Raw genomic sequence first — 18,965 nt, forward strand, 5'->3', positions numbered from 1 at the left:
TTTCAGAAAACCGCTTCACACTTTTCCGGATCATGCTCTAGAAGCACGACGCCATCGTCCGCACCGCCGCGCTGATCTCATTCTCGCGCCAGGCCGCGAAGCCGAGCAGCAGGCCATGGTCGCGTGGACGGCCGAGCGCCAGGCTGGACAGGGCCCGCGTTTCGACGCCTGCCTCGACCAGCCGTTGTACCGCCGCCTGATCGGCGCGACCGCGCTTGAGGCGGGCGACCAGCTGGATGCCGCCCGACGGCACTTCGGCGGACAGAACTTCGCCCAGATGGCACTCCAGTCCCTCGACGAGGTGATCGCGGCGCGCGTGATAGAGCCGCCGCATCCGGCGCAGATGCGCGAGAAAATGCCCGTCGGCGATGAACTCCGCCAGCGCTTCCTGGATGTGGCTGGAGGCGATCAGCCCGATGTGCCGCTGTGCGATCTCGAGGGTGCCGACCAGCCCTGGTGGCGCGACGACATAGCCGAGCCGGATATCCGACGTCATCGCCTTCGAAAACGTTCCGACATAGAACACGCGGCCATGGGCGTCTAACCCCTGCAAGGCCGGCACCGGCCGGCTGTCATAGTGGAATTCGCCGTCGTAATCGTCTTCGACGATCCAGGTCTCGCCTGGCCTGCTCATGCCCAGGAATTCGGTGCGGCGCGCGAGCGACATCAGCCGCCCGGTCGGATGCTGATGCGAGGGCGTCATGAAGATGAGCTTTGGCGCGGTCATGCCCGGCATCCGCTGCATGCCCTGCTCATCCAGCTTCATCCCCATCACGCGCGCGCCGGAGGCGCGGAAGGCCGCCGCAGCGCCGGGATAGCCGGGGTCCTCGACCCAGACATCGTCGCCGGGCGTGATGAGCGCAGCCGCAATCAGGGTCAGCGCGGCCTGCGCGCTCGGCAGGATCAGGATCTGGTCCGCGGCGGCGCGGACGCCCCTGCTGGCGGCCAGATAATGCGCCAGCGCCCGGCGCAGGCGCGTCCGGTTGACCGGTCCAAGCTCACGCTTGGCTGCGCGCACCGCGCTGCGGCGCAGGCAGCGGGCCCACACTTCGTGTGGAAACTCCCGCGCATCTCCATGCCCCGGACGCAGGGGTTTTAGCGGCGCCTGATAGGACATCGGCCAGTCGGTCTGCTTGAGCTTCGACGCCCAGGGCGAGAGCCGCGGCTTGCCCGAGCGGACGCTCGGTGCGACCGCGCCCGTCCCTTCGTTACGGCCGCCGTCGACCGTGACCATGGGACGACGACCGTGCGACGCCTCGAGATATCCCTCGGCGGCGAGCTGCTCGAAGGCATAAGTAACGGTGTTGCGCGAGACGCCGAGGTCGCTCGCGAGCCGGCGGCTCGACGGCAGCGCGCGGCCTTTGCCGAGCCGACCGGTCGCGATCAGGTTTCGCAGCTGGCTCGTCAGCTGCGCCGTCAGCCCCTCGTCGTCGGTCCGCTTCAGCTCGATCAGGGCGGAGATCACACCTTCCGAAACTGGCACCTTATTCCTTTCCGATCTGGCACTTTTTCAGGTGCCACTCCGGATGCTATCCGCCGGACTGGACTGCTTCAAGGATTTTGCGATGAACTCCCTCTCCTCCCGCGCGGCCGTCGGCCTGTTCCTGATCGTCGTGCTGGCCTGGGGCGTGAACTGGTCGGTGACGAAGCAACTCGTCCAGTTCCTTCCGCCACTATGGACTTCGGCGATCCGGAGCTGGATCGCGCTGGCCGGATTGTTCGTGATCCTCGGGCTGAGCAACAATCTGATGATCCCGGAGCGGCGCGACATTCCGGTGATCCTCAGCGTCGCGCTGCTGCACATGACGGTGTTCTCGGTTCTGGTTGCGGCCGGTGTGCGCTTCCTGCCCGCAAGCAAGGCGATCGTGCTCGGCTACACCACGCCGCTCTGGGTCGCGATCGCCGCGCCCTTGCTGGGGAAGGATACGCTGACGGCGCCCAAGCTCGCCGGCGCCTTGCTCGGGCTGATCGGCCTTGCCGTGATCCTGAACCCCACGTCGATCGATTGGACCAATACCAACGTCCTGCTCGGGGCCGGCATGGTCGTCCTGGCCGCGATGTCCTGGGCCGCGAACATCATCTATATGAGCGCGCATCGCTGGATTGCATCGCCGCTCCAGCTCCTGCTCTGGCAGGTGCTCGTGGCGACGATCGTACTGACGGGATCGGCTGTTATCATGGAGGGCCCGCCGCACGCGGAATGGTCGTGGAAGCTCGTGCTGCTTTTCCTGTATTCCGGCCTGATCGGAACGGCGCTGGCCTATTGGGCGATGTCGATGGTCAACAAGAGCATCTCGGCCCTGACGACGTCGCTCGGCACCACCGGGACGCCGCTCGTTGGCATCGCCAGCGCGGCGATCCTGCTGGGCGAGCCGATCGACATGAGCCTTGCCGTCGCGGCCGGACTGATCGTCACCGGCATCGGTCTTGCGACGCTGGGCGACCGGCTGCTGCGCGGTCAGGCCACCGCGAGCGGCTGAACCCGCAGTGCGCCGCGCAGGCCGGCCGTCGTGCCGAGCAGGATGCCGGCGACCGCGACGAACGAGCCCAGAGCGAGCGTCGATACGCCGGTGAGCCCCTGCCCGATCGAGCAGCCGAACGCCATCACGCCGCCGATCCCCATCAGCGCGGCGCCGCCGGCAGACCGCAGCATGTGGCGCGGCGAGGAATAACCTTCGAGGTGGAAACGGCCTGTGGCGAGCGCGGTGACAAGGCTGCCGGCGAGAACGCCGGCCACGGTAGCAATGCCGAAGTTGAGCGTCAGACCGGTCGAGAGCATGGCGTATTGCAGGCTATCGGCAATCGGCGCGACGAAGGTGAGCGAGGTCACCGGGACCGGATTGAAATCGTCGGCGCCGAGATAGCCGGTGACGAACCAGCCGCTGGCGACCAGGAGGCCAACGACGACACCGGCTGCAATCTGGCCGGGCGAACGCCGGAACGCCGGGTGCGCGAACGCAAACAGGATCAGCGCAACGACGATTACGGCAGCGCCCAGCGCGCGCGATGCCGCTTCGCCGGGGCCGAATGTCGCCAACAGTGACGGCAGCGAATTGGCGTTGACGGTCGTTTGCGAGGCCTGAAGCAGCGCGATGCGCGCCGGCGCGATCAGGCCCTTGAGCGTCATCTGCGCGGCGATGGCGAGCACGATCACGACGACGAAAGAGCGGAGATTGCCGCGGCCGAGCAGCACCAGCGCCCGCGAGCCGCAGCCGTTCGACAACACCATGCCGTAGCCGAACAACAGGCCGCCGAGGAACAGCACCGGCACTGAAAAGGATTGTTGCAGATAGATCGACTTGCCGAGATCGACCATGCCGCTACCGGCAAGGAATTGGCTCGCAGCAACCGCAACAGCAATCGCCATCGCAAAGGTTCGCACCAGCCGCCCGTCTCCTTCGACCAGCCAGCCGCGCATGCTGCTCATCAGGCAGAAGCCGCTGAGCAGGCCCACGGCGCCATAGATGAGCCCGATGACGAGGCCGGCAAGGATGACGAGTTGGATGGACGAGTCCATGATCAAGGCTTCAGGATCACGCGATCCCGCGACGAACCGGCGACCGCGACATAGGCCTCCTTGGCGCGCTCCAGCGGATAGACGGCATTCGCCTTGATCGGAAACGGTTTCAGGTGCCCGCTCGCAAAGCCGGGGCCGAGGTCGCGCAGCACCGCGCCGGTCGCGGCCGAGGACAGCCCGAGCGTGTCGATGCCGACATAGGTGTGTTGCCCGCGGTAGAATTCGAGGATGTTGAACTGCACGATGCGGTCGATCGCGGCGATCAGGATCTGGCGGCCGCGCAATCCGAGCGATTTGTGCGCGGCCTGGAAATAGGGATCGCCGACCGTGTTGAAGACGATGTCGGCCCCCTTGCCGCCGGTCAGTTCGCGCACGCGCGTGGCGGCATCGGTCGCCGAGGCGTCAATCACCTCGATGGCTGCGTTGGCATGGCCCTCATAGGCTTCCGCCTTGCGCACCACGCCGATGACGCGCGCGCCCTGCCACGTCGCGATCTGGACCGCGGCCTGACCGACCTTGCCGTTGACGCCGAACACCAGCACGGTTTCGCCGGGCTTTGGAACGCCGGCGCGGCGAAAGCCTTCCATCGCGGTGACGAAGGGCACGCCGACGCCGGCGGCCTCCTCCCAGGACACCGTCTTCGGCTTCTCCACCACGGCGTCGGCTTCGACGACGAGATGGCTGGCATGGGTGCCGTCGCGGCGGATGCCGAGATCGCCGGAGGAGCCGAACACCTCGCGGCCGATCGTATCGGCCGGCCCGTCAATCACCACGCCGGCATAATCGCGGCCGGGCGTGCGGGGGAAGACCGCATAGGGCATCAGCCCGGTCGCGGCCTTCACATCGGAGGGGTTGACGGCGGCGGCCTTGATCTCGATCAGGAGGTCCTTCGGACCGCGCGTGAGCATATGACGCTCGATCAGCGGCGCGATCGCCGCAGCATTATCGGCCTTGGCATCGAGGCGGACGCAGTGCGCTTCGACGGTTTTGCGATCGGCTGATGACATCGAAAGACCCACGATTTCTCGCGGGCCTTGTCGCCTTTGGGACCGGTCAAGTCAACCGCCTCCCCTCATCCTGAGGAGCCGCGCGAGCGGCGTCTCGAAGGATGTGGGCCCGCGCTGCAGCATCCAGGCCTTCATGGTTCGAGGCGCGCCTTTGGCGCTCCTCACCATGAGGAGCGACGGCTAATCCTTCGGCCGCTTGTCGTAGAGGCGTTTGGCTTTGCCGAGCGAGCGCTCCAACGTGGCCGGCGCGACCACCCGCACGTTGGAGCTGACCCCGATCGTGTTCTTGATGTGGGTCGAAATGCGATCGGCATGATCGACCAACCCCCGGCCGTCCCAGCTTTCCGGCCGCGCCTCGGCAATGATGGTCAGCTCGTCCATGCGGCCTTCGCGGGTGAGTTCAAGAATGAAATGCCCGCCGCACCAGTCGGTCGCAAGCAACACCTCCTCGATCTGGGTCGGGAACAGATTGACGCCGCGCAGGATGATCATGTCGTCGGAGCGGCCCGTCACCTTCTCCATCCGCCGCATGCCCGGCCGCGCCGTGCCCGGCAGCAGCCGCGTCAGGTCACGGGTGCGATAGCGGATCACCGGGAAGGCTTCCTTGGTCAGCGAGGTGAAGACCAGCTCACCCTTCTCGCCGTCCGGCAGCACTGCGCCAGTCTCCGGGTCGATCACCTCGGGATAAAAATGGTCCTCCCAGATGTGCAGGCCGTCCTTGGTCTCGATGCATTCCTGCGCAACGCCTGGACCGATCACCTCCGAGAGGCCATAGATGTCGGTCGCGTCCATGTCGAAGGCGTCCTCGATCTCGCCGCGCATCGCGTTGGTCCAGGGCTCGGCGCCGAAGATTCCGACCTTGAGCGAGCACTGGCGCGGGTCGAGCTTCTGGCGCTTGAACTCGTCGAGGATCGCCAGCATGTAGCTCGGCGTCACCGTGATGATGTCGGGTCGGAAGTCGTTGATGAGCTGCACCTGCCGCTCGGTCATGCCGCCGGAGATCGGCACCACGGTGCAACCAAGTTTTTCGGCGCCGTAGTGCACGCCCAATCCGCCGGTAAACAGGCCATAACCATAGGCGTTGTGGATGATCATGCCCGTGCGGCCGCCGGCGGCGCGAATCGAGCGTGCCATCACCTCCGACCAGGTGTCGATGTCGCGTTGCGTATAGCCCACCACGATCGGCTTGCCCGTGGTGCCGGACGACGCATGCACGCGCACCAGCTTTTCGCGCGGCACGGCGAACATGTTGAAGGGATAATTGTCGCGCAGATCCGTCTTCACGGTGAACGGGAATTTCGCGAGATCGGAGAGTTCGCGAAAGTCGGACGGATGCACGCCGGCCTTGTCGAAGGCCTGGCGGTAATGCGCGACGTTGTCGTAGGCGTGCTTCAGCGACCAGGCCAGCCGCTGCTTTTGCAGCACCATGATCTCGTCACGTGAGGCGCGCTCATGCGCGTCCATCTCGGCACGATAGGCGTTGCCACCTTCCTTGAGCCTCGTCAGAGCCATCCTCGTTTCCCCACATTGGTTGGTTCTTTTTATTGGTTGGTTCTTTTTATTGATCTTGCGTCGGCAGCCACGTGCCGGGAATGACACGCGAATGCCCCCGGAATTCCGCGATGACGGTGTCGCCGGCTGTCACGCGCACGTCGTAGATGCCTGAGCGTCCGCCACGGCTGACCTCGCGCGCCCTTGCAACGAGGCGGTCACCAAGCTTGCCCGGCTTGATGAAGGTGATCTGGCCCTGTGCCGCCACGACACGTTCATTGTGCGAATTGCAGGCAAACGCGAAGGCGGAATCGGCGAGCGTGAAGATGAAGCCGCCATGGGCGATGCGCTGGCCGTTGACCATCTCCGGCCGCACATTCATCGCCAGCGTCGCAAAGCCCGGACCAATCTCGACGATCTCCATGCCGAGACCCTTGGAGGCATCATCCTCGGCCCACATCGCGTCGGCGCAGGCGCGGGCAATATCCTCGGGCGACAGGTTGGCTTTGACGTTCACGCGCTTCTCCCGGCCAAATGTTTGGCCACAATGCTCTGCTGCCCGGCCATAACTGTCAAACGTGATCGTAATCGACCACGACCCGCTCCGACGACGGCTTGGCCTGGCAGGTCAGGACGAAGCCGGCCTTCAATTCCCAGGGCTCCAGTGAATAGTTGATGTCCATCGGCGCCTCGCCCTCGACCAGCTTGGCGCGGCAGGTCGAGCACATGCCACCCTTGCAGGCGAAGGGCAGATCGACGCCGGCGCGCAGCGCGGCATCGAGGATCGCCTCGTCCTCGGCAACCGGCACGTCGCGGCGCTTGCCGTCGATGATCAGCGAGGCGATCGCCTTCGGCGGCGCGTCGGGTGCAACGATCTTCTTCGGTCGCGGTTTGCCGCCGAATTCGGAGACGAAGCGCTCGACGTGGATGCGCTCTTCCGCGATGCCGAGATCCCTGCAAGTCACCTCGATCTCCTCGCTCATGCCAAGGGGACCACAGATGAAGACATGATCGACACTCGCGGCCGGCACCAGGGAACGCAGCAGCACTCTCACCTTATTGCCGTCCAGCCGGCCATGCAGGATCGGGATGTCCTGCTCCTCGCCGGAGATGACGTGGAAGATCGAGAGGCGATCGATGAAGCGGTCCTTCAGCTCCTCGAGTGCCTCCAGGAACATGATGTTGTCGGTGGCGCGGTTGCCGTAGAACAGGAAGAAGCGGCTGTGCGGCTCGCGCGCAAGCACGCCCTTGACGATCGACAGGATCGGTGTGATGCCGGAGCCCGCGGCAAAGCCGACATGGATGCGTCCGCTATCTGCCGGCGGGATCACGCCGAAGCGCCCGGTCGGCGTCATGACGTCGAGCTCGTCGCCGCATTTGAGTTCATCCGCCGCCCAGTTCGAAAATGCTCCGCCGTCAATCTTCTTCACGGCAATGCGGATCTCGCCATCGTCAGGACCCGAGCAGATCGAATAGGAGCGCCGGACTTCCTCGCCATCGAGCATGGTGCGGAGCGTGAGGTACTGGCCGGGCGCGAAAGCGTAGTCGCCCGCGAGTTCGCCGGGGACCGCAAAGGTCATCGATACGGCATCGGCCGCCTCGCGGCGGAGGTCGTTGACGGTCAGGCGATGAAAGCGCGGTGCGGCTGCGGACATGATCAATGACACTTGAAATAATCGAAGGGTTCGCGGCAGGCCTTGCAGCGCCACAGCGCCTTGCAGGAGGTCGAGCCGAATTCGGACAGCAGCTCGGTCTTGTCAGAGCCGCATTTCGGGCACGCGATGGCCTGCTCGCCGAACAGCGCGCGGCGGGAGCTTGACGCCTGCGGTGGCGCGATGCCGTAGGCGTGCAGCTTGCGGCGGCCCTCCTCGCTCATCCAGTCGGTGGTCCAGGCCGGCGACAGCACGGTGCGGACTTTTGGCTGGCGAAAACCGGCGCGCTCCAACGCAAGCTCGATTTCGAACGCAATCATGTTCATGGCCGGGCAGCCCGAATAGGTCGGGGTGATCGCGACCTCGACATGATCGCCGTCGAGCACGACATCGCGCAGCACGCCGAGATCGGCGATGGTCAGCACCGGGATTTCGGGGTCAACGACGCCCGCCGCGGCGTCCCAGGCGCGCCGGCGCAGCTCACTGTCGCGGTCCAGCACTGTCACCATGTCAGCCCCGGAAAAGTACGCTGCATCGACTGAAGCTCGGACAGGAGATGACCGAGATGCTCGCTGTGGCGGCCCACGCGGCCGCCCTGCTGCATCCAGTCATTCTGCGGCAGTGTGAGTGTTGCTTCGCTGACGACATCGGAGAGCGTCTTCAGCCAGCGACCGCGCAAGGTCCCGGGATCAATCGCGATACCGGCATGGATCAGGGCGCGCTCTCCGTCATCGACGGCGAACATCTCACCGGTGAAGGCCCAGAGGTGATCGATCGCGGCCTGCGCCCTGGCGTGACTCTCACCGGTGCCATCGCCGAGCCGAATGATCCATTCGGAGGCGTGGCGCAGATGATAAGCGGTCTCCTTCTCGGACTTGGCGGCAATGGCCGCGAGCGTCGTATCGCGCGAATTCATCATCGCGCGCCAATAGAGGTCGGCGAAGGCAGAATAGAAGAACTGCCGCACCAGGGTCTGGGCAAAGTCGCCATTCGGCTGTTCGACCAGCAGCAGGTTGCGGTACTGCCTGACGTCGCGCAAATAGGCGAGCTTGTCCTCGTTGTTGTCCTTGCCTTCGGTTTTGGCTGCGTAGGTGTAGAGTTCACGCGCCTGGCCGATGAGATCGAGCGCGATGTTGGAGAGCGCCATGTCCTCTTCCAGCATCGGCGCATGTCCGCACCATTCCGACAACCGATGACCGATAATCAGCGCATCGTCGGCGCGGCGCAGCGCGTAGAGCACCAGCGGTGTTTCCGCGACCTGGATGTTGGCCACAAGCATCACATGTGCCCCACTTCTTCCGGCACCTCGTAGAACGTCGGATGCCGGTAGATCTTCGATTCCGCCGGCTCGAACATCATGCCCTTCTCGGCCGGATCGCTCGCGGTGATCGCGGTCGACGGCACGACCCAGATCGACAGCCCCTCGCCGCGCCGGGTGTAAATGTCGCGCGCGGCCTGCAGGGCCATGGTGGCATCGTTCGCATGCAGCGAGCCGACATGCTTGTGCGCGAGCCCGTTGCGGCTGCGAATGAAGACTTCCCACAGCGGCGTGTTTGGCGTGGCCATCGTGATCTCCTTATTCCGCGGCTTGTGCGGTCTGACGCCGCGCCCGCTTTGCGGCATAGCTAGCTGCCGCCTCACGCACCCAGGCGCCCTCATCGTGCGCCTTGCGACGCGCGGCGAGCCGATCGCGGTTGCAGGGGCCGTTACCGGCCAGCACCTGCTTGAATTCGGTCCAGTCGATCTCGCTGTAGCGCCAGTGGCCTTCGGCGTCCTGCGTCATGCCGGGATCGGGAATGGTGAGGCCGAGATATTGCGCCTGCGGCACGGTGGCATCGACGAACTTCTGGCGCAGCTCGTCATTGGAGAAGCGCTTGATCTTCCACTTCGTCGATGTGTCGCTGTGCTGGCTCGTCGCATCGGGCGGACCGAACATCATCAGCACCGGCCACCACCAGCGGTTCAGCGCATCCTGCGCCATCGCCTTCTGCTCATCCGAGCCGCGGCACAGCGTCAGCATGATCTCGTAGCCCTGGCGCTGGTGGAACGATTCCTCCTTGCAGACGCGGATCATCGCGCGTGCGTACGGGCCGTAGGAGCAACGACACAGCGGGATCTGGTTCATGATCGCGGCGCCGTCGACCAGCCAGCCGATGGTGCCGATATCGGCCCAGGTCAGCGTCGGATAGTTGAAGATCGAGGAATATTTGGCCTTGCCGGCAAGCATGGCGTCGACCAGCTCTTCGCGCGAGGTGCCGAGCGTTTCGGCGGCGGCGTAGAGATAGAGTCCGTGGCCGCACTCGTCCTGCACCTTGGCCAGCAGCGCCGCCTTGCGGCGCAAGGTCGGCGCGCGCGTGATCCAGTTGCCCTCAGGCAGCATGCCAACGATTTCGGAATGGGCGTGCTGGGAGATCTGGCGGGTGAGCGTCTTGCGATAGGCCGCCGGCATCCAGTCGTTCGGCTCGATGCGCTCCTCGGCATCGATGCGGGCCTGGAACTGCGCAGCCTTCGCCGCATCCTCGAGACCGCGGTCGTCGGTCTCGGCCGTATTCAGCGCCTGGGTATACATGCGCATCCTCCCGTTTATTGGGAGGCAATATATAACAAAAATTACTTCATGCAATATATTTCTGTAACATATAAATCAGACCTCGAACCTCCGCTCCAGGAGCTTTCGAGCCGGCGGCAGTGGCCCCTTCTCATTGGTTCCATGGCTATCAAGCCATTGTTCCGACGGCGCAAGCAGCGCGCGATAGACCTCGCGGCAGACTTCACGTGCTGCCCTGCCAGGCCAGTCGCCGGGCAGCAGGCTCTCGGGCAGCAGCGGATCGCGCAACACGACGCGGCGGTAGTAGTGGATCAGCAGGATCCGCGCGGTGAAGGCGTCGGCCTCGGACAGATCCGCACCGCGCGCGATAGCGGCACGGAGCGGCTCGAACGTCTTCATGAACTTCAGATAGGCGTCGGCGGTGCGGTCCAGCGGCCAGCTCGCGCTGAGCAGACGGCGCCCGCTGTCATCTTCAGCCGAGACTTCGAGACGGATCGCCCCGGCAGCCTCGTCCGGCACCGGCACGCCTGATGGCGCGACCCACACGCCGGGCAGCGGACTGCCGAAGCCGGCGTTGCGCAGCGCTTCGCGCGAGACGTCGCGATCCTCGCCGTTGCCGATCAGGAGCAGCTCGAAGCGCCCGGTCCAGTCCGACGATGGCGGATCGTAGATGTGGCGCGTGGCGGCCTCGAAGGTCTGACTTCCCTTGTCGGCCAGGCGATAAAAACTGTTACGGCCAACCTTTTCGCGCATCAGCCAGCCATCGGCAGCAAGGCGCGACATCGCGGTGCGCACCACGCCGGCATCGATGTCCAGACTCTCGAAGAACTCCAACAGCGTGCCGAGCCACACCGAGCCGCCGCGCGGCACGATGGCGTCGCCAAACACGGTGATGACGATGGAGCCCGTGCGTGACGGCTCACGCTTGAGCTGGTCGATGATGCGGGACAATGGATGCGCCATGCGCGAGGCATAGCGCGTTTGGTGCGGGCGCGACAATGGACGGGGGCGACAATCAAAGCGAGAGCCGGGCTCGATCCTTCGAGACGGCGCTTCGCGCCTCCTCAGGATGAGGTCTGATCGCTTTCGCGCGGCGTCACTAGCTCTCAGTCCTCATGGTGAGGAGCGCGGCAAAGCCGCGCGTCTCGAACCATGCAGGCCGCGCTTACCGATGCGGATCGGGATAGATCATGCTGCGCCAGCCGCTGCGGTCGAACGGCCGCCACTGGCCTTCCTTCTGCGCGAGGCGGTCGGCGACCGCATAGACGGCTGCGGGATGATGGCCCATGCCGCAATGGCTGCTCTCGACCTCGATGCTCTCGGTCTGCGCGCCCGTCTTCTCCATACAGCCCTGCCAGGCGCAGACGCCGTCGGTGCGGCTGAAGACGGCGGTGGTCGGCACCGGCGGCGGGACGGCGAGCTCGCCGCCGAACTGCGGATCGACCTCGTCGGACTTCCGGCCGCTCGCCCATTCATAGACGCGCCAGGCATTGGTCGAACGGGGATCGCCCGCGAAGGGGCTGCCGAGCGTGATCACCTGGCGCACGCGCGCCGGCATCATCTTGGCGAGCTGGCGCGCATAGAGGCCGCCGAGGCTCCAGCCGACCAGACTGATCTTGCGGCCATGCTTGTCGCTGAGCTCCTGCACGAGATCGACCATCGCATGCTGCACGCCCTCGCGCAGGCCGTAGTTGCGGCCCTGGCGCCAGCCGCTTGCCGCGTAGCCCTTGCTGGTCAGAAACGAGCGCAGCGCGCGCGTCGACGCGTCGGAGGCCACGAGGCCCGGGAACACCAGCACCGGATGCCCATCGCCGCGGGGCGCAAGGCTCAGCAGCGGCAGTGCGCCGAGGAATGCGCCGAACTCGTGGATCGCGCGCCCTTCCAGGAACATCAAGGTGCGGGACGGCGGACGCAGCGTCTGGGCAGTAGCAGTCATCAATGGTCCCCTGGGCAGAATTGCTGAAAAGGCTACCGGTTGCGATGCCGGCAAATGGGTATGAATTCCAACACTCCGGCTTCTCGAACGTTCCGCAACGCAGCATGAATCAGCTAGGCGGCCGATGCCCGACATTCAAGCGGGTGAAACCTAAGGCGACAATAGGCCCGCGCGTGAATGCCAGCGTCCGTGACGCAAAAGTCACAACCACCGAAGCAGGAATTCTACGGAGTAGAGAGCAAGACCTGCGAGCCCGCCGATCAGCGAGCCATTGAAGCGGATGTATTGCAGGTCGCGGCCGATGTTGATTTCAATCAGCGAAATCAGCTGCGCCATATCCCACGCCTTGACCTGGTCGGAAATGAAGGTCGAGACGCCGCTCTTCTGATCCGCAACGAAGCTGCGCAGCACCGCCACCAGACCCTTGTTGATCTCGCCGCGGAGCTCGGCATCGCCGGCGAGCGCCTCGCCCGCGGCGACGAACATCCCGGCGAGATGATGCTGCAGCACCTGCGTCTCGCCGCTCGCGCTGCGCTCGATGAAGGAGCGCGTGTTGGCCCAGACGGTGCGGGCGAGATCGGCAAGCTCGGGCCGGGCGAGCAGATCGCGCTTCAATCCGTCGATGCGGTCGATATAGGCCTGATCGGTGCCGAGCCGGTCGACGAAGCCCAGCACCATGCGATCGAATTCGCCGCGAAACGGATGTTTGGGATCGCTGCGCACCTCGTTGAAAAAAGCCGTGGCGGACGCCACGATCTTGTTCACCAGAAACTTGTCGGCGCGATAGAGCCTGAGCAGGGTCGGCAACTCCGCGCGCACCTTCTCGCGGATCATCGCCATCGTCTCGGTCTGATTCAGCGTCTCGTGCATCACGCGCAGGAGATCATCGAACAGGATCTGATGCCGCCCTTCCGCGACGAAGCCGCGCAGCGTGCCGGCCGCGAGCGGCGCAAGGTCGATCGCCTGGAGCTGCGAGGACATGCGGCGAATGATGAAGGTCATCAGACCCGAGCTTTCCGTCGCGGAGACGGCCTCCGGCAGCAGGCGCAGCGCGAAACGCGCGAGATCATCGCTGCGCTTGCGGTCGCGCAGCCAGTCGGCGACGAAGGAGCCGAAATCGATCTCCCTCAGCTTGGCCTCGACGGGGCGGGCCTCGAGGAAATGCACCTGGATGAACTCGCCGAGCTTGTCGGCGATGCGGGCCTGATTGCTCTGGATGATCGCGGTGTGCGGGATCGGCAGGCCGAGCGGCCGCTTGAACAGCGCGACCACCGCGTACCAGTCGGCGAGCCCGCCGATGGTCGCAGCTTCTGCGAAGGCCGCGATGAAGCCGAACACGGGATGCACTGGCAGAAGCCATTTCGCAACGACGAACAGGGCAAGCGTCGAGGCCAGCACCAGCGTCGCCAGTGCTTTGACGCGGCGAAGCTCCGCCGCGCGTTCGGCGTCACCGGGGGTGTCGAAGGAGAAGGTAGCGGGCGGGGTCATCACTGCATCACCCTACTCGTCATTGCGAGCGAAGCGAAGCAATCCAGAGTCTTTCCACGGAGACGGACTGGATTGCTTCGCTTCGCTCGCAATGACGGCAGCGCAAAAAACAAAGGCCCGCCGAAGCGGGCCTCAAATTTCAGTTTGTACTCAGGGTGCCGTATCAAGCGGTCTTGGTGTAGACCTTGGCAAAGTTGTCCTGAGCGGACTTCGCACCGTTGGCAGCGAGCTTGCCGACATAGTCGGCGGTCGCCTTGGCGCGCGAGACGAAGACTTCGCCGCGGGCGCGGAGCAGGCTCGACTGGATCTCGACGGCTTCGCTGACCGACTTGGCGGACGCGAGCTTGTCGATGCCCGAGAAGAACGCCTCGGCGTCTTCATAGATCGCCTGCTGGATGTTGCGGCTGATCTTGCCGGCCTCGGTGACGGACTCGGTCACCGCGTTCTCGACGGCGGCGGTCACGCGCTCGGAGCCAGCGAACACCTCGGCAGCACGGTCCTTGGCGGTGTTGGCGGACTTCTTGACGAAATCGCGAGCGGCCTCGGGAACTTCCAGGTTCTGGATGTTCTTGAAAGCGTCCTTGAAGCCCTCGAAGGCAGTGTTGGTTTCGGTGGTCATGGGGTTCTCTCCATCCTCATTGGGTTGAGCTATGGGCTCACCCCGTCCTCATTGGCCCGGGGCACGGCTTGTATGACATAATTAATGGTGCGATGCAATATTCGTATTGCACTGCGATATCACGAAATCGTGAAAAGCCTTAATGGAAGGCAATTTGCCGCCTCCCTGGCCAGACGGGTTCCGGATAACGAGCCGGCCGCCCCTAATGCTGGACGGCACCCGGCAGCCCATAGGCCTCCATTTGGGCCTGCACCTGCGCAATATTGTGCCCGAGCACGACAATGTCGTGGGTCTTGCCGTCGACGTCCCGGACATGGTCCCGCAGCAGCGCCTCGGCCTTGAAGCCGAGGCTCTCGAACAAGGCGATCGCCGCCTGCTGGTCGACCGTCATCTGGACCGAAAGCTTTTCCAGGCCGGCGCCGAGCGCGAGCGCAAAGGTCTCCTGCGAGAGCGCCCGCCCGACCCCCTTCCCGCGCACGTCGAGGGAAACAACCATCCGGATCTCGCCGACATGGGGCGACCAGGAATGCGGATCGCGCACCAGCGTGCCGCAGCCGACGACCTTGGCGTCCCTGACCGCGAGCAGGCTGGTAATCGCGCCGCGCTCGATCTCCTTGACCCAGGCCGAGAGCACCTTCGGCTCGCTGATGTTGCGCGGCAGGAACAACAGATCATGGGTCGGCAGGCCCTTGCCGAAGGCCAGCATCGCGGCCTCGTCCGCAGGCGACATCAGGCGGATCTCGATATCGCCAGCGTCGGTCTTGACCTGACGCGGATAGGAACGCTGCTCACTCATGTCGATCTCTTCCCCAGCCAGGAATCCAGTTTCGGCCACAGCCGTTTCACAGCGTTGGCGCCGGCGACAAGCGAGACGTGACCGCCCTTCAGCATCACCTCTTCCTTGTCATCGGATCCGATCTTCGCGATCAGGTGTTTTGCGGCGTCATACGGCACGATGTGATCGTGCTCGGCGACCGCATGCAGGAACGGCACCTTGATGTCTTCGAGCTTCGCCGCGCGGCCGCCGACCGACATAGTGTCGTTGAACAGTTTGTTGTCCCACATCAGATCCTTGGTGATCGTGCGGAAATACTCGCCCGCAAGCGGCAGCGTGTCGGTCGCCCAGCGGTCGAACATGCGATACGATTTCACGAACTCATCGTTCCAGATGTTTTCCCAAAGCTGGATCTGGCTCGCCGTGCGCGAGGCCGGGCGCAGCATCTCGAACGAGGACAGGATCATCTCCGGCGGCACGTTGCCGACGCTGTCGACGAGGCGGTCGACGTCGAAATAGCGGCGGTCGGAGAAATTGGAGAACAGCTTCATCTCGCGAAAGTCGATCGGGGTGGTGAAGCAGATCAAATTCTTCATCGGCCCGTCCTTGTGGATCGAGCCGTAGAGCAGCGACAGCACGCCGCCGAAGCAATAGCCGATCACCGAGACGTCCTGCTCGCCGGAATCCGCCTGCACGCGGCGGACACAATCCGGGATGAAGTCGAGGACGTAGTCCTCCATGCGCAGGCTCTTCTCCTCCGGCCGCGGCGCGCTCCAGTCCAGCATGTAGACGTCGTAGCCGCGCTTGAGCAGGAACTCGATGAAGCTCTGACCAGGCACGAGATCGAGGATGTAGCCACGATTGGTGGTCGCCATCACGATCAAGACCGGTACGCGGTAGATCTCGTCGGACATCGGCCTGTAGTGATAGAGGCTCATGGTGCCGCGCGAATGCAGCACGTCCTTCGGCGTCGAGCCGAGCGAAGGGCCCGAAGTCGAGAAATATTCGACGCCCTTGATGCTGCGCTGGATGGCGCGCTGCACCTCGGACTGGATGCGATCCGGGATCGATGCGAGATCTAGTCCGGTGGCTGCATTCATGTCTGCTCTCCGCCCTCGGACGGCGGGCGCCTGGTGCGCGGCGGTCGCAATGCCGTATCGGAGCCCTGAGATACGCCGGAACGTGCCGCCATCTGGCTCAGCATCCACTTGATCTCACCGATCTGGCCTTCGATGGCTTGCAACCTTTCGGCAAGGCCAGTGACCTGATCGCGGCTGGGCAGGTTCATGGAGACCAGATATTTTTCCATGAGCTCGCCGAGTTGCTTCTGAGCACCTGCAGCAACCCCTCCCGCGCGGTTCATCGCCTGTGAAAACTCGGGCGACGACATGGCCTGGTTGGCGAAGGAGTTGAACCCCTTCTCCATCTCACCAACCATCTTCTGCCACATGGCGACGGGGTCATTGGTCTTGTCGGTCATCGGCGTCCTCCTGATATCGAGAGCTGCGATGCCCTTCTTTTTTCGCCATACCACACCGTTGCGAGGGAGCGGTCAACCGGCAGGTCGCGCGGTGCGGCGCACACGGCTTCTTTGCGGCGGCAAACCGTGCGATACAGCATCGATCAGCAGGAGGGAACGCGCCCGTGACCACCCATCAGCCGCCCCAGAGCATCCGCGCCAACGGCATCGACATCTGCTACGAGATCTTCGGCAACGACAATGCCGAGCCGCTACTGCTGATCATGGGGCTCGGGGCGCAGATGATCCACTGGGACGATGCGTTCTGCGAGCAGCTCGCCGTGCATGGCTTTCGCGTGATCCGCTTCGACAATCGCGACATCGGCAAGTCGAGCCATCTGACGGGCGGCAAACGCCTGACGCCGCTCGAGCTGCTGAAGCTGCGCTTTCTCAAGATTCCCGTCGCCGCGACCTACAAGCTGATCGACATGGCGAAGGACACGGTCGGCCTGATGGATGCGCTCGGCATCAAGTCGGCGCATCTGGTTGGCGCCTCGATGGGTGGCATGATCGCGCAGGAGGTGACGCTGTCGTTTCCAGAGCGCGTGCGCTCGCTCACCTCGATCATGTCGACGACAGGCAATCCGCGCGTGCCACCGCCGACACGCGAGGCCTCCGCGATGCTGATGGCTCCGCCGCCGCAAAGCAAGGAGGAGTTCATCGTCCGCTTCGGCGAGACCTGGAAGGTGCTGCGCGCCGGGTCCTTTCCGGAAGAGGAAGCGCTCGACCCCGATCGTGCCGAGCGCGTGTTCGCACGCGGCCTCAATCCGGCCGGCGTCGGCCGGCAGCTCCGCGCCGTACTCGCCTCCGGCAGCCGCAAGGAGCGGCTGCATGGCGTGAAAACACCGACGCTGGTCATTCACGGCACCGTCGATCCGCTGGTGCGGCCCGAAGGCGGCAAGGACACCGCAGAGTCGATTCCCGGCGCAAAGCTGTTGATGATCGACGGCATGGGCCATGCGCTGCCGATGCGCTTCTGGCCCGACATCATCCGCGCCATCGACAAGCACGCTCATGGGGCGGCGGCGCAGGCGGCGTAAACGCGACCGGTCTCCTCGCGGTGACCATGTGAGCTTCCGGTTACTCTCTTAACGTGAGCCGGCGCGAAAGCTATACAGGCCTCCCTCAATCGCAAGACAGAGGCTGCGGCCTCTCGGAGTTCACATGCATCTCATCGTCCGGCCCGTCGCAATGATTGCGGCTTCCATTCTCATGCTGTCCCTCAGCAACGGCGCTGCGCTGGCCGCCAGCGCGCAGGAAGAAGCCAACCGCGCCGCCGTGCTGGCCTTCTACGAGAAGGGCCTTAACCAAAAGGACGCCGACGCCGCCCTCGCCTATGTCGGCAACCGTTATGTCCAGCACAATCCGAACGCGCCCGATGGTCCGGACGGTTTTCGCAAGTTCATCGGCTTCCTGCGCGAAAAGTTCCCGAGCTCGCACAGCGAGATCAAGCGCTCATTCGTCGACGGCGACTTCGTCATCCTGCATGTCCACTCCGTTCGCGAGCCCGGCAGCAGGGGCCGCGCGATCGTGGATATCTTCAAGCTGGAAAACGGCAAGATCGTCGAACACTGGGACGTTGTTCAGGACATCCCGGAAAATCCGGCGAACAACAATACGATGTTCTAGAGCCGTAGCCCGGATGAAGCGCAGCGTAATCCGGGACCACTCTTTGCGGATCGACCGCCCCGGATTTCGCTTCGCTCCATCCGGGCTACAAATCGCCGCCTAGCTCTTCCGCGCAATCCAGATTACATGGCGCGCGCCGCCGCCTCGTCCGGTGGCCCGGACATTGACTTCGTTCACATCGAAGCCGGCGCTGCCGAGGCGCTTGGTGAAGGCCGGGTTGGGTCCCGACGACCAGACGGCGAGCACGCCGCCCGGCCGCAGCGCCACCTTCGCCGCTTTCAACCCGCTCGCATTGTAGAGTGCGTTATTGCCCTTCCGGGTCAGCCCCTCCGGCCCGTTGTCGACGTCGAGCAGAATGGCGTCGAAGGCCGACCGCTGCGCGCGGATGATCTCGCCGACATCGGTTTCCCGGATCTTCACCCTGACATCATCGAGACTGTCGCCAAAGACCTCGGCCATCGGGCCGCGCGCCCAGGCGACCACCGCCGGCACGAGCTCGGAGACCACGATCTTCGCCTTGCTCCCGAGCACAGTCAGCGCCGCGCGCAGCGTAAAGCCCATCCCGAGGCCTCCGATGAGGACAACGGGCTTTGCGACCTTCTCGATCTGCTTCGCCGCCAGTGTCGCGAGCGCCGCCTCAGAGCCCGACAGGCGGTTGTTCATCAGCTCGTTGGTGCCGAGCTTGATGGAGAACTCCTTGCCGCGCCGCATCAGGCGGAGCTCCTCGTCGGAGCCGGGGATTTTTGCGGTGTCGATCTTTTCCCAGGGAATCATGGGAAAGCTT

General features: G+C 64.5%; 21 protein-coding genes. 3 read left to right on the plus strand and 18 right to left on the minus strand.

The genetic code is table 11. The features are described 5' to 3' along the window. Positions 1–37 precede the first annotated feature (37 nt). Positions 38–1,483, minus strand: a complete 1,446-nt coding sequence (pdxR, locus tag AB7290_RS31825; RefSeq protein ID WP_085403957.1) for a MocR-like pyridoxine biosynthesis transcription factor PdxR — start codon at positions 1,481–1,483, stop codon at positions 38–40. Between the two features lie 82 nt (positions 1,484–1,565). On the opposite strand from pdxR, the gene AB7290_RS31830 reads away from it, so the two are divergent. Further along, positions 1,566–2,480 carry a DMT family transporter gene (locus AB7290_RS31830; RefSeq protein WP_085403973.1) on the plus strand — a complete coding sequence of 305 codons (915 nt, stop codon included), beginning with the start codon at positions 1,566–1,568 and terminating at the stop codon, positions 2,478–2,480. Here AB7290_RS31830 and AB7290_RS31835 read toward each other — a convergent pair. The 16 genes from AB7290_RS31835 to AB7290_RS31910 all read right to left on the minus strand — a co-directional run bounded on the left by AB7290_RS31835 (position 2,459) and on the right by AB7290_RS31910 (position 16,513). Beyond that, positions 2,459–3,517: a YeeE/YedE family protein gene (locus AB7290_RS31835; RefSeq protein ID WP_085403958.1), complete on the minus strand. Its 1,059-nt coding sequence runs from the start codon at positions 3,515–3,517 to the stop codon at positions 2,459–2,461. The genes AB7290_RS31830 and AB7290_RS31835 overlap by 22 nt on opposite strands. A 2-nt stretch (positions 3,518–3,519) precedes the next feature. Beyond that, positions 3,520–4,524 carry a quinone oxidoreductase family protein gene (locus AB7290_RS31840; RefSeq protein WP_085403959.1) on the minus strand — a complete coding sequence of 335 codons (1,005 nt, stop codon included), beginning with the start codon at positions 4,522–4,524 and terminating at the stop codon, positions 3,520–3,522. Positions 4,525–4,704: 180 nt separating this feature from the next. Further along, on the minus strand, positions 4,705–6,036 hold the full coding sequence (gene paaK, locus AB7290_RS31845) for a phenylacetate--CoA ligase PaaK (protein ID WP_085403960.1): 1,332 nt from the start codon (positions 6,034–6,036) through the stop codon (positions 4,705–4,707). A 46-nt stretch (positions 6,037–6,082) separates the two neighbouring features. Beyond that, entirely contained in the window at positions 6,083–6,532 is a 450-nt protein-coding gene (gene paaI, locus AB7290_RS31850) for a hydroxyphenylacetyl-CoA thioesterase PaaI (RefSeq protein WP_085403961.1), read from the minus strand. A 55-nt stretch (positions 6,533–6,587) separates the two neighbouring features. Continuing rightward, the gene (gene paaE, locus AB7290_RS31855; protein ID WP_085403962.1) at positions 6,588–7,670 is read right to left on the minus strand and encodes a 1,2-phenylacetyl-CoA epoxidase subunit PaaE; all 1,083 of its coding nucleotides are present in this window, start codon (positions 7,668–7,670) and stop codon (positions 6,588–6,590) included. A gap of 2 nt (positions 7,671–7,672) precedes the next feature. Next, positions 7,673–8,176, minus strand: a complete 504-nt coding sequence (gene paaD, locus AB7290_RS31860; protein WP_085403963.1) for a 1,2-phenylacetyl-CoA epoxidase subunit PaaD — start codon at positions 8,174–8,176, stop codon at positions 7,673–7,675. Next, positions 8,170–8,946 carry a 1,2-phenylacetyl-CoA epoxidase subunit PaaC gene (gene paaC / locus AB7290_RS31865; protein WP_085403964.1) on the minus strand — a complete coding sequence of 259 codons (777 nt, stop codon included), beginning with the start codon at positions 8,944–8,946 and terminating at the stop codon, positions 8,170–8,172. Before paaC ends, paaD begins: the two co-directional genes overlap by 7 nt. Further along, on the minus strand, positions 8,946–9,233 hold the full coding sequence (paaB, locus tag AB7290_RS31870; RefSeq protein WP_014496929.1) for a 1,2-phenylacetyl-CoA epoxidase subunit PaaB: 288 nt from the start codon (positions 9,231–9,233) through the stop codon (positions 8,946–8,948). The genes paaC and paaB overlap by 1 nt, the downstream gene beginning before the upstream one ends. A gap of 10 nt (positions 9,234–9,243) precedes the next feature. Further along, positions 9,244–10,236, minus strand: coding sequence for a 1,2-phenylacetyl-CoA epoxidase subunit PaaA (gene paaA, locus AB7290_RS31875; protein ID WP_085403974.1), 993 nt, complete (start codon positions 10,234–10,236; stop codon positions 9,244–9,246). A gap of 75 nt (positions 10,237–10,311) precedes the next feature. Then, positions 10,312–11,178: a phenylacetic acid degradation operon negative regulatory protein PaaX gene (paaX, locus tag AB7290_RS31880; protein WP_085403975.1), complete on the minus strand. Its 867-nt coding sequence runs from the start codon at positions 11,176–11,178 to the stop codon at positions 10,312–10,314. 202 nt (positions 11,179–11,380) lie between these two features. Continuing rightward, the gene (locus AB7290_RS31885) at positions 11,381–12,151 is read right to left on the minus strand and encodes an esterase/lipase family protein (protein WP_085403965.1); all 771 of its coding nucleotides are present in this window, start codon (positions 12,149–12,151) and stop codon (positions 11,381–11,383) included. 201 nt (positions 12,152–12,352) lie between these two features. Beyond that, positions 12,353–13,639, minus strand: coding sequence for a DUF445 domain-containing protein (locus AB7290_RS31890; RefSeq protein ID WP_085403966.1), 1,287 nt, complete (start codon positions 13,637–13,639; stop codon positions 12,353–12,355). A gap of 163 nt (positions 13,640–13,802) precedes the next feature. After that, entirely contained in the window at positions 13,803–14,258 is a 456-nt protein-coding gene (locus AB7290_RS31895; RefSeq protein WP_085403967.1) for a phasin, read from the minus strand. A gap of 202 nt (positions 14,259–14,460) precedes the next feature. Beyond that, on the minus strand, positions 14,461–15,054 hold the full coding sequence (locus AB7290_RS31900) for a GNAT family N-acetyltransferase (RefSeq protein WP_063984735.1): 594 nt from the start codon (positions 15,052–15,054) through the stop codon (positions 14,461–14,463). Next, positions 15,051–16,133, minus strand: coding sequence for a PHA/PHB synthase family protein (locus tag AB7290_RS31905; protein ID WP_085404377.1), 1,083 nt, complete (start codon positions 16,131–16,133; stop codon positions 15,051–15,053). Before AB7290_RS31905 ends, AB7290_RS31900 begins: the two co-directional genes overlap by 4 nt. After that, positions 16,130–16,513 (minus strand): hypothetical protein, encoded by a 384-nt coding sequence (locus tag AB7290_RS31910; protein WP_085404378.1) that lies wholly within the window; start codon positions 16,511–16,513, stop codon positions 16,130–16,132. The genes AB7290_RS31905 and AB7290_RS31910 overlap by 4 nt, the downstream gene beginning before the upstream one ends. Positions 16,514–16,677: 164 nt before the next feature. Between AB7290_RS31910 and AB7290_RS31915 the strand changes: the two genes are divergently transcribed. Together AB7290_RS31915 and AB7290_RS31920 are read left to right on the plus strand one after the other, a co-directional pair. Next, positions 16,678–17,592, plus strand: coding sequence for an alpha/beta fold hydrolase (locus tag AB7290_RS31915; RefSeq protein ID WP_085404379.1), 915 nt, complete (start codon positions 16,678–16,680; stop codon positions 17,590–17,592). A 124-nt stretch (positions 17,593–17,716) separates the two neighbouring features. Continuing rightward, positions 17,717–18,181 (plus strand): nuclear transport factor 2 family protein, encoded by a 465-nt coding sequence (locus AB7290_RS31920; RefSeq protein ID WP_085404380.1) that lies wholly within the window; start codon positions 17,717–17,719, stop codon positions 18,179–18,181. 99 nt (positions 18,182–18,280) lie between these two features. Here the strand turns inward: AB7290_RS31920 and AB7290_RS31925 are convergent, their stop codons facing one another. Beyond that, positions 18,281–18,955, minus strand: a complete 675-nt coding sequence (locus AB7290_RS31925) for a spermidine synthase (protein ID WP_085404381.1) — start codon at positions 18,953–18,955, stop codon at positions 18,281–18,283. Between the last annotated feature and the right edge of the window lie 10 nt (positions 18,956–18,965).

The sequence above is a fragment of the Bradyrhizobium sp. 613_E4_N2_2 genome (genome assembly GCF_052075995.1).
Classification (GTDB): Bacteria; Pseudomonadota; Alphaproteobacteria; order Rhizobiales; family Xanthobacteraceae; genus Bradyrhizobium; species Bradyrhizobium barranii.